Source organism: Pseudomonas sp. BN515, assembly GCF_029873155.1.
Lineage (GTDB): Bacteria > Pseudomonadota > Gammaproteobacteria > Pseudomonadales > Pseudomonadaceae > Metapseudomonas.
On record NZ_SSOH01000064.1, the window covers coordinates 17,418 to 30,805 of the forward strand.

A 13,388-nucleotide genomic window follows, 5' to 3' on the forward strand; every position below is an offset into this window, starting at 1 on the left:
CTGCCATCCGTCAGTCCCTCACCTCTGCCTGTAACAATGGCCGATCCTGTAAATCCACTCGTTGGGGAGCGAGAGGGGGAAACAAGAGGTACGGATCATGAAATCGACATTCAGCACAACGGCCCTCAGCGGCCTGCTTCTGGCCCTCGCAGTGACAGCGGGACCAGGCCCGGTCTTCGCAGAAAATGGAAGCGATCGCCTGAACGAGTATCGGACGCGCAACCAACAGATCTTTCAGATGAAGGAGGATTCCAGCGAAAGCTTTACCCGGATGGTCGAGCAACAGCCGACCGCCGCCGGGCAAAAAACCCAGGATGACGACATGCGGTCCAGTGGGCGGCAGACCCAGCAGTACCAGTCGCCGATCTACAAGCAACGGCTTGAATACGGAAAGTGACCCCAAGTGACCGCCCGTCGGATGCGCACCCATTGCTGCGCACCCGGCGGGCAGCATTCTGAAGATTTTCCGACAATCGGCCCGCCCTGCCGGAGCCCATCCCAGAGCCATTCCGCCCGCTCCACCCCACTCGCGCCCGTGCCACGCGTCTCCTGCCCCTTGCAGCGCTGGGCACACCGATCCTAGTGTTTGCGCATCCTCGAACCGGCGGAGGCATGCCTCTATGCCGGTAATTCGTTCAACGGATTGATCCACCGCAGAACCCGGCTTCGGCCGTCGTCCCTGGAGAGTCAACCCGTTGCAGAAGCCTGCCTCCCGCCGCTTCGGCGTATCCCTGTCCTGGCACTTCCTCGCCCTCCTGCTTTTTGCTGGCAGCCTGCTGTTCGGTACCAGCAACGCCAAGGCCGCCTGGAGCCTCGATCCCGTCCTGCGCAAGGCGGAAAAACGCTACGGTCGCAGTGGCCCGGCCATCGACCGTCTTCAGGCCTGGCACGACCTCCTGGAAGGCAGCCGTCGGAAGTCCGAGCAAGAGCAACTGCAGGCGGTCAATCAGCAGATCAACCGGCAAGTCCGCTTCAGCGACGACAGCGAGCTGTGGCAGAGCCGCGACTACTGGGCCACGCCCGTGGAAACCCTGGCCAAGGGCGCCGGGGACTGCGAGGACTTCGCCCTGGCCAAATACTTCACCCTGCTGCAGCTCGGCGTCGATCCGCAGAAACTGCGCATCACCTACGCCCGCGCCCTGAAGCTGAACCAGGCGCACATGGTGGTGACCTACTACGAAACCCCGGACGCCGAGCCCCTGGTCCTCGACAACCTGGTAGACGACATCCTCCCCGCCTCCCAGCGCAAGGACCTGGCCCTGCGCTACGCCTTCGATGCCCAAGGGCTGTACGCGATGGATCACGGTGCGCTCAAGCGCATCGGCGAACCCACTGAACTACGGCCCTGGCAGGTCGTGCTGACGCGAATGGAGCGCCAGGGCTTCCACCTCGCAAGCGTGCAATCCCAGTCCGCTGGCGGCTGAGGGCGTCAGCGCAGCGCCCCCTTGAGGACCTTGCCCGCCGCATTCATCGGCAGTGCCAATACCACCTCGACGCTGCGCGGCACCTTGTAGTTGGCCATGCGCTCACGGCTCCAGGCGATCAGCTCATCAGGCGCGAGCACGGTGCCCTGGCGCGGGATCACGAAGGCCTTGCCGACCTCCCCCAGCCGCTCGTCCGGTACGCCGACCACCGCCGCCTGGGCCACTGCCGGATGCTCCATGAGCAGACGCTCGACCTCGGCCGGATAGCAGTTGAAGCCGCCAACGATGTACATGTCCTTTAGGCGGTCGGTAATCCGCAGGTAGCCGCGCTCGTCGAGCACGCCGATGTCGCCGGTATGCAGCCAGCCCTGCGCATCCACCGCCTCGCGGGTCGCCTCCGGGTCGTTGAAGTAACCCTGCATCAGGTTGTAGCCGCGGATCAGCACCTCTCCCGGCTCGCCCATTGGCACCGGCATTCCGCAGTCATCCACGCAACGCACCTCGATTCCGTCCAGTGGCCGCCCACAGGTGCCGGCGACCGTCAGCGCGTCATCGCCGGGCCGGCATACGGTCGTCAAACCACAGCTTTCGGTCAGCCCATAGGCCGTGACCACGCTGGCAAACCCCAGCTCCTCGCGCATTCGCTCCACCAGGACCGGCGGCACAGAGGCCGCCCCGGTGACGGCGACACGTAGCGAAGACAGGTCGAATTCCCCCCGGCGCGGATGGTCAAGCATGGCGGCGTAGAGGGCGGGTGGGCCGGGCAGGAAACTCACCCGATCGCGTTCGATACAGCGCAGCACCGCCTCGGCTTCGAAGGTCCGCGCCGGCAGGATGGTTGCTCCCCTGATGAGCGCAGCGAGCCAGCCGGCCTTGAACCCGAAGCTGTGGAAGAACGGGTTGACGATCAGGTAGCGATCACCGCAGTGCAACCCGACGATTTCACTCCAGCTGTTGAACAACCGCAGGTTCTGCCCGTGGGCGCAGAGCACGCCCTTCGGATACCCCGTGGTGCCGGAAGTGAACATCAGGGCGGACAGGCTGTCGCCGTCAAGGCCATCGATCCGCTGTTGCAAGTCCTCATCCGGCACTTGCCCGGACAGGGCAAGAAAGTCCTGCCAGGTCGGGTCGCCTTCACGGGCCTCTTCGAAGACGATCCTGTGCCGGAGGCCGTCCAGCGAATGCTCCGCCAGCAGCGCCGGGTAATAACTGCCCAGAAACTCGCCAATGCTGAACAGCACACGCGCACCGCTGCGCCCGAGGATATCCGCCGCCTCCCCGCCTTTCATGCGCGTGCTCAGGGGCACCAGCACTGCGCCAGCCATCAGGCTGCCCAGCGCCGCCACCAGCCACTGATGGCTGTTCGGCGCCCAGATCGCGACGCGGTCACCCGGTTCCACGCCAAGGGCCAGCAATGCCCGGCCGGCAGTCCGGCTGAGCTGTTCCAGCTCTGCATAACTGATCCGTACCGCGCCTTCTTCAATGGCGATGTGCGGCCCATGGCGGCGGGCGGACAGCGCCAGGGCGGCGGGGATGGTGCGCGCAATGGCGGCGGGTGGAGTCATGGGCGACCCTCCTGCGAATGGTCAGTTGCGTCCAGGGCTGGATAGTCTGTGTAACCGCGAGCCCCCGGGGTATAGAGCGTGGAACGGTCGAACCCGGCGAGTGCCTGCTGCTCGCGCAGGCGCGCCACCAGGTCCGGGTTGCCGATGAAATGACGCGCGAAAGACACCGCCTCCCCCACGCCATCTGCAATGGCCTGTGCGGCACTGGCGCCATCGAAGCCGTCGTTGAGGATCAGCGGGCCGCTGAAGTGCCGACGCACCAGGGCAAAGGCATCCAGGCCTGGCTGCGGTGAGCGGCTGACCTGGACGTAGGCCAGGCCCAGCGGGTCCACGGCGTCCAGCAACGCACCATAGGTGGCGACGGGATCGTCGTCCTGCATGTCGTTGTAGGGATTGCCCGGGATGATCCGCAGGCCGACCCGGCCAGCGCCGATAGCTCCGGCCATGGCCTCCAGTGTTTCCACCACAAAGCGAATGCGCTTGGGCAGCGGGCCGCCATAGCCATCCTGGCGCTGGTTGCTGCAGGCCAGGAGGAACTGCATCGGCAGATAACCGCTGCTGCAGTGCAGCTCCACGCCGTCGAATCCTGCTGCACGGGCATTCAGGGCCGCCTGCCGGTAGGCCTCGATCACCCTGATGATTTCCGAGGTTTCCAGGGCGCGCGGCGGGTCCATCGGCACCATGCCGTGGCTGTCGCTGTACAGGCTGCCCTGCGCGGCGATGGCCGAGGGCGCCACGGTATCGGCGTCCACCGCCTTGTTGTGTCGACTCGCGACCCGTCCCACGTGCATCAATTGCAGGACCGTGCTGGCCCCACCGCTCTCTCGCACACACCCGGTCACCCGGCGCCAGGCTTCTATCTGCCCGGCCGTGACGATGCCCGGCGTGCGGCAATAGCCCTTGCCTCCGGGACTGGGATAGGTGCCCTCGGCAATGATCAGGCCGGCTTCCGCACGCTGGCCGTAGTAGGCCGCGTGCAGTTCGCTCGGCGCATCGAAACCGTCGGCGCGGCTGCGGGTCATGGGCGCCATGACGATGCGGTTGGCCAGGCGCAGCTCGCCCAGCTGCACCGGTTCGAACAGGCGGTCGAGCGTGGCGGATTCGACAGGGGCCATCAGCGCACCCTCACCCGAGGTGCAGACGAACCGCGCCGCATGCGTTCCAGGAACGCGTCCAGCGGTGCGGGCTCGGCCACTTCCGGCAGGGCATCGCCCGGCTTTTCGCTCCAGAAGGTTTTCCAGCTCGGCCACAGCTCATGCCAGGAGCCGTCATAGGGCTCGCGACCTGGCCAACGCATCTTTTTCTCGCCAATCGGCGGGCGGTTCAGGTCGCTGGCGTAGAGGTAGCACGGCAGGCGCCGGCGGAAGTACCAGCGCCCATCGATGCGCTGATAGTCGTCCCAGTAGAGCATCTGCATGATCACCCACTCGGGGCCGGCCTCATGCTCGTTCTTCGAATAGACCACGCCACAGGCGTTATCCGGGTCCTTGAACTCGATGATGTGGCCACCGATGTGGTGCGACGTGGTGCTGAACTGCAGGCGCAGGGTGTCGTCGATCCAGGCTTTCAGGTGAGCCCGGCCGACCTTGTCCTGACCGACCTTGATGTCTTCAGGGAACAACCCGACCCAGGCGTCCAGGTCACGCATGTCCAGGGCCAGCGCGTACTTGGCTGGCAGCATGCGGATTTCCTCCAGCGACTCCAGCCGGTCCAGCCGCGCCTGCAAGCTTTGCTCGTTCATGGCGATCTCCCGGATCATCGCTGCGAGGAAATGTTGCCGCCGTCGACGACGATCTCGGCGGCGTTGATGTAGCTGGCCTCGTCGGACAGCAGGAAGCGCACCACCCGGCCGATCTCCGCTGGCTGGCCCAGGCGGCCGAGGATGATCCGGCGCTCGAAATGACCGGGGCGCGCGGCCGCAATTGGCGCCACCATCGGGGTGAGGATCTGCCCCGGCGACACCGAGTTGACACGGATACCGTCGGCGCCAAGGGCATCGGCCATCGAGCGAACCATCGACAGCATCCCGCCCTTGGAGGCGCTGTAGGAAGGAATCAACCCATTACCCAGGGTGGCGTTGATCGAGGCGATGCCGACCACCGCAGAGCCCGGATTGGCCCGCAGGTCCGGCAGCATGGCCTGCACCAGCAGTGCCATGGCGCGCAGGTTGACGTTCAACACCAGGTCCCAGCTGTCCGCCGTCAGATTTTCCAGGCCGCTCTGGTCAACGACGCCAGCGGCATGCACCAGGCCGCCCGGTGCCCCGAGTTCAGCACGGGTCCGCCCCAGGGCCGGGGCGATGGCCGCCGGATCGCGCAGGTCGATGCCCAGGCCCAGGCACGGCACGCCGTATTGCTCGGCCAGACGCGCCGCCACGGCCTGGGCCTTGTCGGCCTGCAGGTCCCAGATGGCGACAGGGCGTTTGACCGCTGCCAGCGCCTCGGCAGTGGCCTCACCGATACCGGAGGCGCCGCCAGTCACCAGCACCGGGCTGGCGGGAACATTCAGTTGGATATCCATGGGTCACGCCTCGCTCAGGGCCGATCTGATTTCAGTGGAGGTCGCCGAGGTGTAGTCGCTGGCGCCGACGTTGAGTTCGCAGGTCTTGCCGCCATCGACCACCAGTGTCTGGCCGGTGATGTAGGAGGACTCGTCCGTGGCGAGGAAGAGGATGGCGTTGCCGACCTCCTCCGGCTGGCCGATGCGCCCCAGCGGCACGGCCCGCGCTGTGCCCGCGATCATCTGCTCACTGCGCATCGCCTCGCGGGTGCCTTCGCTCCAGACGATGCCGGGAATGACCACGTTGACGCGGACTTTCTCGGCCGCGCCTTCCAGGGCCGCCGCGCGACTGAAGTTGACGACGCCGGCCTTGGCCGCGCCGTAGGCGCTGAGACCGGGACTGCCGAGCAGGCCGGCGACCGAGCCCATGTTGATGATCGAGCCGCCCTTGCCCTGCATCACCCGCATCGCCGCACGGGTGCCGAAGAAGGCCACATCGAGGCTGCCGCGCAGGCTCTTGTGCCACTCCTCGGTGGAAAGGCCCGCCAGCGGGCCCCAGGTGTAATTCACCGCGTTGTTGACCATGACGTCGAAGCGGCCGAAGCGCTCCAGGGTCTTGCTCACGGCATTTTCCACCGACTGCTCATCGGTGACGTCGGCCTGCACCCAATCGGCCTCCCCACCTTGCGCGCGAATCTCCGCCACCACCGCCTCCAGCGGTGCCTGGCGACGTCCGCAGACCATCACCTTGCAGCCCTGGGCCGCGAACAACCGAGCCGCCGCCGCGCCGATTCCCGTGCCGGCGCCACTGATCAGCGCCACCTTGCCTTGCAGTCGTCCACTCATGGGAAGTCCTCTCAGAGCATCATCATGCCGCCGGCGGCGGCGAGGGTTTGTCCGGTAAAAGCGCTGGCTTCATCGCTGGCCAGGAACAGACAGGTCCGCGCGATTTCTTCCGGCTCCAGCAGGCGACCGAGGGGAATGGCACGCTCCAGGGCCTGCTGCCATTCGCGGGAGATCGACTGCATCATCGGCGTGCGGGTCGGCCCCGGGCAGATGGTGTTGACGCGGATCCCGCGCGGGCCGAGGTCGCGAGCCAGGCACTTGCCCAGGCCGATCACGGCGGCCTTGGACGCGCAGTAGGCAAGCGGCCCTTCACCGCTGAGCGCGGACAGGCTGGCGATGTTGATGATCGAGCCCATCCGGCCGCTGGCGATCATCAGGCGCACCGCCGCACGGCTGCAGTAGAAGGTGCCATTGAGGTTGATATCGACGATTCGCTGCCAACCGGCATCGGTCAGGTCGACGATCATGTCGGTGAACACGTCGGGCTCCACGCCCGCGGCCAATTGCTCGCTGCGCTTGGCCAGGCGCTGCTGGTACTGGTCGAAGCCATCGCCGGGCACCTGGCCGACGCCGGCGTTGTTGACCAGCACATCAAGGCAGCCGTAGCGCTCGTCCACCTCGGCAAACAATCTCGCCACCGACGCGCTGTCACCGATGTCGCAGGCACTGGCGAAACTGCTCTCGCGCGTTGCCAGTTCGGCGACCGTGCGCTGCGCCGCCGCCTCGTCGATGTCCACCACCACCACGCTCGCCCCTTCGGCGGCGAACAATGCCGCCGTGGCACGCCCCATTCCCGATCCCGCACCGGTAACCAGCGCGACCTTGCCTTCGAGCCTCATGTCCCGTCCTTCCGCTTGTTGTTGTTCTGAAATGCCGTGCTCAGATCAGGTGCAGCTGGCTGCGGGCCTGTTCCGGCACCTCGTCGAGCTGCTGCCAGACACCGCCCTTGCACTCGAATACCTTCCGGGCCGGCTCAGGCAGGTCGGCGACATCCGTGTAGAACTGCTCGTACCACTCGCGCAGCTGGTACACCGGGCCATCCCCTTCGCAGAGGATCGGTTTGTCGATGCGGGTCTTGCTGTTCCAGATCTCCACGTCCTGGAAGAAGGACTTGTGCGCTTGCCCGGCATAGCCCTCGGCGATGGCCTCGTTCTCGGCTTCGGAGAGTCCCGGCTGCTTCCTGACCTTGATCGCGTAGCGCAGCTCGAAGCTGTTCTGGTCGATGGGCACGTGGCAGTTGAGCAGCAGCGTGTCGAGGGTCTGCCCGCCGGCCTGCGCGGTCATGCGAGTGATGTGGTAGGCGGGCCCGAAGTAGGCGCTGTCCGCGCGCAGGCCGCTGCCCAGCAACTCGCTGTCCTCGCCCTGGAACATCTGGTAGCCCCGGTGTCCGTCGAAGGTGTTGCAGAAGTAGCTGGCCGGCGAGCCATGTACCGGCCCGAAATGCGCGAAGTCGGCGAGGTTATCCACCAGCTCGCGGCAGTTGGTCTGGATGACCATCTTGCGCATCATCCACTCCGTCCACTCGGCCGAATAACAGGCCTCGATACGCGGCACTTCCACCTCGGGATCCGGCGCATTGCCTTCGGGGTCGTTCCAGACGTACAGCAGCTGGTTCTTCTCCAACGTCGGCCACGCCTTGACCCGCGCCCGCATGGGCACGCGCTTGCAATAGGGAATCGACACGCACTTGCCGTCGCTGCCCCACTTCCAGTGGTGGAAGGGGCACACCACGGTATCGCCCTCCACATGCCCACCGGCGAGGTCCGCGCCCATGTGCGGGCAGTAGCCGTCGAGGATGTGCATCGCGCCGTCTTCGCCACGGAACGCCACGAGGCGGGTGCCGAAGATGTTCAGTGGATGAGGCTTGCCGTCTGCGTAATCGGTTACCAGGCCGAGGCAGTGCCAGCCTCGGGCGAAACGCGGCGCGGATACGCCGCCATGAAGGGGAGTCGACCGTTCCATGCTGATCTCCTGAAGGGGGATGGATGTCGACTCGAACTATTCTCCATCCCCGATTCCCGGACATCCTTGCCCGGGACTAGCCCACGCGGGTTAGACCTCCCGCCTACCCCACAAGCTATGGCATTACGTCCAAACACTGGTGCGCACAGCGCACCGAGCGCGGAGCTACGGGACCGGGTTGGGATAGGCCTCGAGGAACTGCCCGGCGAAGCGTTCAACAGCCTCAGCCGGCAAGCGATTGATACCGGCGGCGCGCTTGCGCCCTCCCCCGGTGGCGAACCCCCGACAGAAAGCATCCGCCTCCAGGCTGGCCGTGGCCGGCACACGCAGGCTGAACATCCAGTCGCCGTCCGTCCGGACGCTCAGCAGACCGAGCGCACGCCCCGGATCGCGAGCGGCCAACTGGTTCGCCAGCACGCCGCTGACCCGCCGCGCCCAAGGCTCGGCCGGCAATCGGTAAAGCGTCGCGCCACTCCCCAGCTGCCAGGGCTCCAGGCTGGCTGCCTGCGCCATGTCAGCAGCGTGCCCGGCACGCAGGCGGGCGAAGCTGGGGCTGTTCCGGATGAAGTCGAGCGGGTCCTGATACGGCAGCAATTCCGCTGCCAGGGCCACAGGGGCGAAGTGCAGGTCGGCCAGGCTGTCCCCGTAGGCGTTGTAGTTCAGCAACAGGCCCAGCTCTTCGAGCGCGCGAGTGTCCTCGTCCGCCAGCCCATGACGCGCGGCCAGCGCCCTCGCCGGGCCAGCCATGCCATCGCCGAAGGCCGCTGCCACCGCCCAGCGGTGGAATCGCCCCTCCAGGAAGCGATCCACCAGCAGACTGGTGCAGACATCCGCAGCGGTGTCGATGTACGACTCGAAGCCGGGATGGTCCGGCAGCTCCCCGGCGAAGTGGTGGTCGAAGTAGCGGACACGGGCTCCCGCACCGAGCAGCCGCGCCGCATCGGCGCGGTTTTCCTCGTGGGAGACGTCGAGCACCGTCACCCGCTCTCCGGCTCCGGCCTGCACCCGTTGCAGCAAGGCAATGTCACGCTTCACCCCGCTGACCAGGCGCACATCCGCCGCCAGTTCACCCGCCAGGCGCAGCTGCTGCAGGGCGCAGAGGCCGTCCGCATCACCGTTGAAAGCACAATGATCGAGCATCGTCTCCCCCCTCACTCAGCGCATCAGCTCGCCGCCATTGGCGTCCAGCTGCACACCATTGATGGCGCTGGCGTAGTCGGAGGCCAGGAACAGGGCCGCACGGGCGCATTCCTCGTCCCCCGGCATACGTCCGCCGGGAATGCCCGCGCTGAATTCGGCTCGCACCTGCTCCTCGCTGACACCGCGCGCGGCGGCCGCCTCGCGTACATGGGCCTGTACCGGCTCCCCCCACATCCAGCCGCAGGCCAGGCCGTTCACCCGCAGGCCATGCTCGGCCAGTTCAGATGCCAGGTAACGCACCGCCACGGACAGCGTGCCCTTGGAGACGGCATAGGCACCACCGCCGGCATAGGGCTGGTGCACGCCCAGGGTGCTGATCATGACGATGGCGCCAGCGCGCTGGGCCTTCATCTGCGGCAGCACGGCGCGGGTCAGGTGCAGCGAGCCGAACAGGTTGACGTCCAGGGCCTCCTGCAGCAGCTCGTCCGAACAGCCTTCCAGTGAGTCGAAGCCGCCATGGGCATAGGCGCTGTTGACCAGTGCATCGATGCGCCCGAAGCGCTCCAGCGTGGCCTCGGCAAAGGCCCGGCAGGCCTTGGCGTCGCTCACATCGGTGGGCATCCAGAACACCTGGCAGTCGGTGCCCAGGGCGCGGATGCGCTGCTCCGCGTCACGCAGGCGCGCCTCATTGCGGGCGCAGATGGCGACGGCGCGAGCGCCTTCACGGGCGGCTTCCAGGGCGAGCTTGATGCCCATGCCCGGGCCGATGCCGGAGATCATCACAACCTTGTCTTTCAGCAACATGTTCGGTTCCTCTTGTTGTTGGTCTTGGAATCTCAGTGCGCCAGGTGGCGGGCGCGGTACTCGCCGTAATCGCGCTGCAGCCGCGCCTCGTCGAGGCCAAACGCCTCAGCGTCGTAGTGATGCGCGGCGCGTTTCTCGCGGCCGTTGGCGGCCAGCCAGTCGGTCATGGCGGCGCGCACATCCGTCGTGAGTTCCAGCCCGGCGAAGCGATAGATCCGCTCCACCACCTCCAGTGGCTGGCTGACGGTGTCCTCGAAGTGCACGTCGAGAAATGCCCCGTCCGGCATGGGCTCGCGGACCGCCATGGTGTGACGCAGGGCGCGGGCCATGCGGGTGTTCCACTGCTCGCCCACCTGGGCCGGGTCCGCCTCTTCGCTGTAGATCTGCCAGAGGGTGTGGATAAAGCTCGCCAGGGAGGGGATGGTCTTGCCCGGATCGCGATGGGTCAGCACCACCTGAGCGCGCGGGAAGACCTGGAACAGCAGCTCCAGGGTGTGCAGGTGCTGCGGGCTCTTCAGCAGCCAGCGACGACCCGGTGCGATGCCGCGACGGGCCTGCTGCCAGCTCAGGAATTGCAGCATCTTCTTCAGGTAGGCGTAGACCTGGACCTGGTCCTGGCGATCGAGCCAGGCGGTGTAGGCCGGCACGTTCACATAGGAATCCATGGCGCAGAGGAAGGAGTGCTCCATGAGCATGAACTCTTCGTCCGGCTGCTCCGCGTCCAACGGATGGATGGTGAGGATTTGCGGCACGAATTCGATCATCGCGGCGACCTCGGCCTTCGCCCGACCGATCCGCACTTCAGGCTGCTCCAGCGTCTCCCCGGGCAACGGCGCCGGATAGCGGGTCTCCCACCATTGCGCCTTGCTGAACTGCGGGTCCACCGACAGCACGCGCTGCAACAGCGTGGTTCCGGTGCGCGGCAGGCCGACGATTACCAGCGGGTCGTCGATGGGCTGCTGGAGGATTTCCGGAAAGCGCTTGCAGTGGTCTTCGATCACCAGGCGGTTGACCAGTTGCGCCACCAGTTTTTCCCGGAGCAAGCCGCGCCCGTGGGTGGAAAGACGGGCCTCCTGGTTCAGGGCGCCCTCAAGGACCTCAAGGGCCTCGCGGAAGTCGCCGGGACCGAAGTCCTCCAGGCCACCAGCGCGGGCACTGGCTTCGGCCAGCAGGCTGTCGGGGGCGAATTCGCTGCCCGGTGCGATGGAATGGGTCATTGCAGCTCCTTCAGGTGGTTCAGCTTGACCACGCGGGTGGCGGGGTGGACCGGCTGGCTGGCGCCGACCCAACGCAGACAGAGGGTGCCGTTGGCATGGCCGGCGGTTTCCAGCCAGTTCGGCAGGCCGGGATCACGGTGGCTCAGCACCAGGCGCACGCCGCCGCGCTTGTCCAGCTGCGCCGAGTGCTTGTTCAGGCAGATGCGGTGGTGGCGGTAGTCCAGCGACTCCATCCAGTAGTTGTTGATCTGCAGATTCCAGAAGTCGCAGTCGGGCACCTGGTCGACTTCGATCAGCAGCGCCTCGTCGTCGGCCAGCTCCCAATAGCCGTGGTAGTAGAAGATGTTCGGATCACCACCCACCGACTGGCACAGGGCCTGGTCCGCCGGTGGCAGGCCATTGGTGTGGGCCTGGTAGCCCTCGGCCCAATCCGCGAAAAGACGCGCGGTGTTCTCGACGAAGCTGGCGGCGCGACCCAGGCTCTGCTGCAGGCGCGCGGCGTTCAGCGGTTCGGGCTGCTGGCGACTATCCAGCCGCTCGATGCGCAGTTGCGCGGGCTGCTCGCTGGCGCGGTCGAGGAAAGTCTGGCGCACGATCAGGGCGTTGCTCTCCGGTTCCAGGCGCACCCAGTTGCCCTTGGCCGGTGGCTCCTGGCTGAGGATGACCTCGAAGCTGCCATCGGCCTCCAGTTGCAGCTGGCTGGCGTCGATGAAGCCGGTCTGGATCATCTTGCCGTCGCTTTCATAGCCGCCCTTCTGGGTGCCGAAGCTGAGGTAGGACACGCTGCCGCGACGGCCGCTGACGCGGTACTGATGCTGGCCGTTCAGGCGGGCGTACTGGTAGAGGTTGTCCGGGTTGTCGGCGCCGATCTTGGCCGTCTCGTGGGACGGCGAGAAGAAGCCGGGGAAGTCCGGGTCAGCGAACTCCAGGTGCATTTCCAGGGCAATGCGCAGCAGGCGCGTGAGGTAGCGGAACCCCTCGGCGCGGGTGTGCGCATCGCTGGGTGCCTCGCTCCGCAGGATCTGCTCGCCACTACGTTTGAGCTGGTCGCAGAAATCGCTCCAGACCTGCCCGCTGCACACCTGTTGCTCGATGTTCTCGGTCGTCATCTCGGTCTCCTCTGGTCCGGCGGATGGCCCGCCACTGCGGAAACCTTAGGGAGATGGACGGGGCGGATTCTTCGTCTGGGCGGACTAAATCACCGGCTGGCTCGCTGCTGGATGTAGCTCCGTAGGATGGGTGGAGCTTGCGATACCCATCGACCGTGATTGATGGGTATCGCTCCGCTCCACCCATCCTACGGCTCGACTTCTAGTCCACCCGGACGAGGAAGAGCGGGCGCGGTGCGCGGAGCATCGGCCGGATCGGCGCCGCACGGAGCGGCGCCTGTTTCCCGAGGAATCCCCGATGGCTGAAGAAAAGAACCTGGTGCGGTCGCTGACCGTGGATATCGCCGCCCCCGCCGAGCTGGTCTGGTCGGTGCTGGTCGATCTGGAACGCTACCCGCAGTGGAACCCCTTCACCGTCAAGGTAGAGTCCAGTCTGCGAATGGGCGAGCCGGTGAACCTGTACCTGCCCAACCCCGCCAGCCCCGGCGAGTTGGTGCATGTGATCGAGCAACTGGTGGCCTTCGAACCGCACCGCCTGCTCTCGTGGGAGATGTTCGCCAGCGCCGACAACCCGGACGCCGCCCGTCGCGACCAGGTGATCGAAGCCACAGGCCCCGACAGCTGCCGTTACTACACCACCGACCTGTTCCTCGGTCCTACCGCCGATCAGGTGATGGAGCTGCATGGCCCCTGGGTCAAGCAGGGCTTCGATGCGGTCGCCCTAGCGGTGAAGGCACGGGCCGAATCCCTGATTGGCAACCGCCGCTGAAACCTTGTCCGGTCAGACGAAGAACCTGCAGCGACGCATTCCCTACCGTGGAA

The 13,388-nt window shown here is 66.4% G+C and carries 14 protein-coding genes; 3 read left to right on the forward strand and 11 right to left on the reverse strand.

Features of this window, described 5'->3' with window-relative positions; translation table 11 throughout:
• The first annotated feature begins 97 nt into the window (after positions 1-97).
• Positions 98-397: a hypothetical protein gene (locus E8E91_RS16020; protein ID WP_280368537.1), complete on the forward strand. Its 300-nt coding sequence runs from the start codon at positions 98-100 to the stop codon at positions 395-397.
• A gap of 298 nt (positions 398-695) precedes the next feature.
• Positions 696-1,424: a transglutaminase-like cysteine peptidase gene (locus tag E8E91_RS16025; protein ID WP_280376795.1), complete on the forward strand. Its 729-nt coding sequence runs from the start codon at positions 696-698 to the stop codon at positions 1,422-1,424.
• A 5-nt stretch (positions 1,425-1,429) separates the two neighbouring features.
• Here the strand turns inward: E8E91_RS16025 and E8E91_RS16030 are convergent, their stop codons facing one another.
• The 11 genes from E8E91_RS16030 to E8E91_RS16080 form a co-directional block, all read right to left on the reverse strand.
• Positions 1,430-2,989 (reverse strand): FadD3 family acyl-CoA ligase, encoded by a 1,560-nt coding sequence (locus E8E91_RS16030; RefSeq protein ID WP_280376797.1) that lies wholly within the window; start codon positions 2,987-2,989, stop codon positions 1,430-1,432.
• A complete protein-coding gene (locus E8E91_RS16035) occupies positions 2,986-4,104 on the reverse strand; it encodes an alkene reductase (RefSeq protein WP_280376799.1) in 1,119 nt (372 codons plus the stop codon). The genes E8E91_RS16030 and E8E91_RS16035 overlap by 4 nt, the downstream gene beginning before the upstream one ends.
• A complete protein-coding gene (locus tag E8E91_RS16040; protein WP_190831320.1) occupies positions 4,104-4,730 on the reverse strand; it encodes a nuclear transport factor 2 family protein in 627 nt (208 codons plus the stop codon). The genes E8E91_RS16035 and E8E91_RS16040 overlap by 1 nt, the downstream gene beginning before the upstream one ends.
• A gap of 14 nt (positions 4,731-4,744) precedes the next feature.
• The gene (locus E8E91_RS16045; RefSeq protein WP_280376801.1) at positions 4,745-5,509 is read right to left on the reverse strand and encodes an SDR family NAD(P)-dependent oxidoreductase; all 765 of its coding nucleotides are present in this window, start codon (positions 5,507-5,509) and stop codon (positions 4,745-4,747) included.
• A gap of 3 nt (positions 5,510-5,512) precedes the next feature.
• Positions 5,513-6,334, reverse strand: a complete 822-nt coding sequence (locus E8E91_RS16050) for an SDR family NAD(P)-dependent oxidoreductase (protein ID WP_280376803.1) — start codon at positions 6,332-6,334, stop codon at positions 5,513-5,515.
• Positions 6,335-6,345: 11 nt separating this feature from the next.
• A complete protein-coding gene (locus E8E91_RS16055) occupies positions 6,346-7,173 on the reverse strand; it encodes an SDR family NAD(P)-dependent oxidoreductase (RefSeq protein WP_280376805.1) in 828 nt (275 codons plus the stop codon).
• 40 nt (positions 7,174-7,213) lie between these two features.
• Positions 7,214-8,296, reverse strand: a complete 1,083-nt coding sequence (locus E8E91_RS16060; protein WP_280376807.1) for a Rieske 2Fe-2S domain-containing protein — start codon at positions 8,294-8,296, stop codon at positions 7,214-7,216.
• Between the two features lie 165 nt (positions 8,297-8,461).
• Positions 8,462-9,436 carry an acetyltransferase gene (locus E8E91_RS16065; protein ID WP_280376808.1) on the reverse strand — a complete coding sequence of 325 codons (975 nt, stop codon included), beginning with the start codon at positions 9,434-9,436 and terminating at the stop codon, positions 8,462-8,464.
• Between the two features lie 15 nt (positions 9,437-9,451).
• A complete protein-coding gene (locus tag E8E91_RS16070; RefSeq protein WP_280368514.1) occupies positions 9,452-10,240 on the reverse strand; it encodes an SDR family oxidoreductase in 789 nt (262 codons plus the stop codon).
• 32 nt (positions 10,241-10,272) lie between these two features.
• Positions 10,273-11,457 carry a sulfotransferase gene (locus E8E91_RS16075; RefSeq protein ID WP_280376810.1) on the reverse strand — a complete coding sequence of 395 codons (1,185 nt, stop codon included), beginning with the start codon at positions 11,455-11,457 and terminating at the stop codon, positions 10,273-10,275.
• Positions 11,454-12,566 carry a DUF1214 domain-containing protein gene (locus E8E91_RS16080; RefSeq protein ID WP_280376813.1) on the reverse strand — a complete coding sequence of 371 codons (1,113 nt, stop codon included), beginning with the start codon at positions 12,564-12,566 and terminating at the stop codon, positions 11,454-11,456. The genes E8E91_RS16075 and E8E91_RS16080 overlap by 4 nt, the downstream gene beginning before the upstream one ends.
• 298 nt (positions 12,567-12,864) lie before the next feature.
• Between E8E91_RS16080 and E8E91_RS16085 the strand changes: the two genes are divergently transcribed.
• Positions 12,865-13,335: an SRPBCC domain-containing protein gene (locus E8E91_RS16085; RefSeq protein ID WP_280376816.1), complete on the forward strand. Its 471-nt coding sequence runs from the start codon at positions 12,865-12,867 to the stop codon at positions 13,333-13,335.
• The last annotated feature ends 53 nt before the right edge of the window (positions 13,336-13,388 follow it).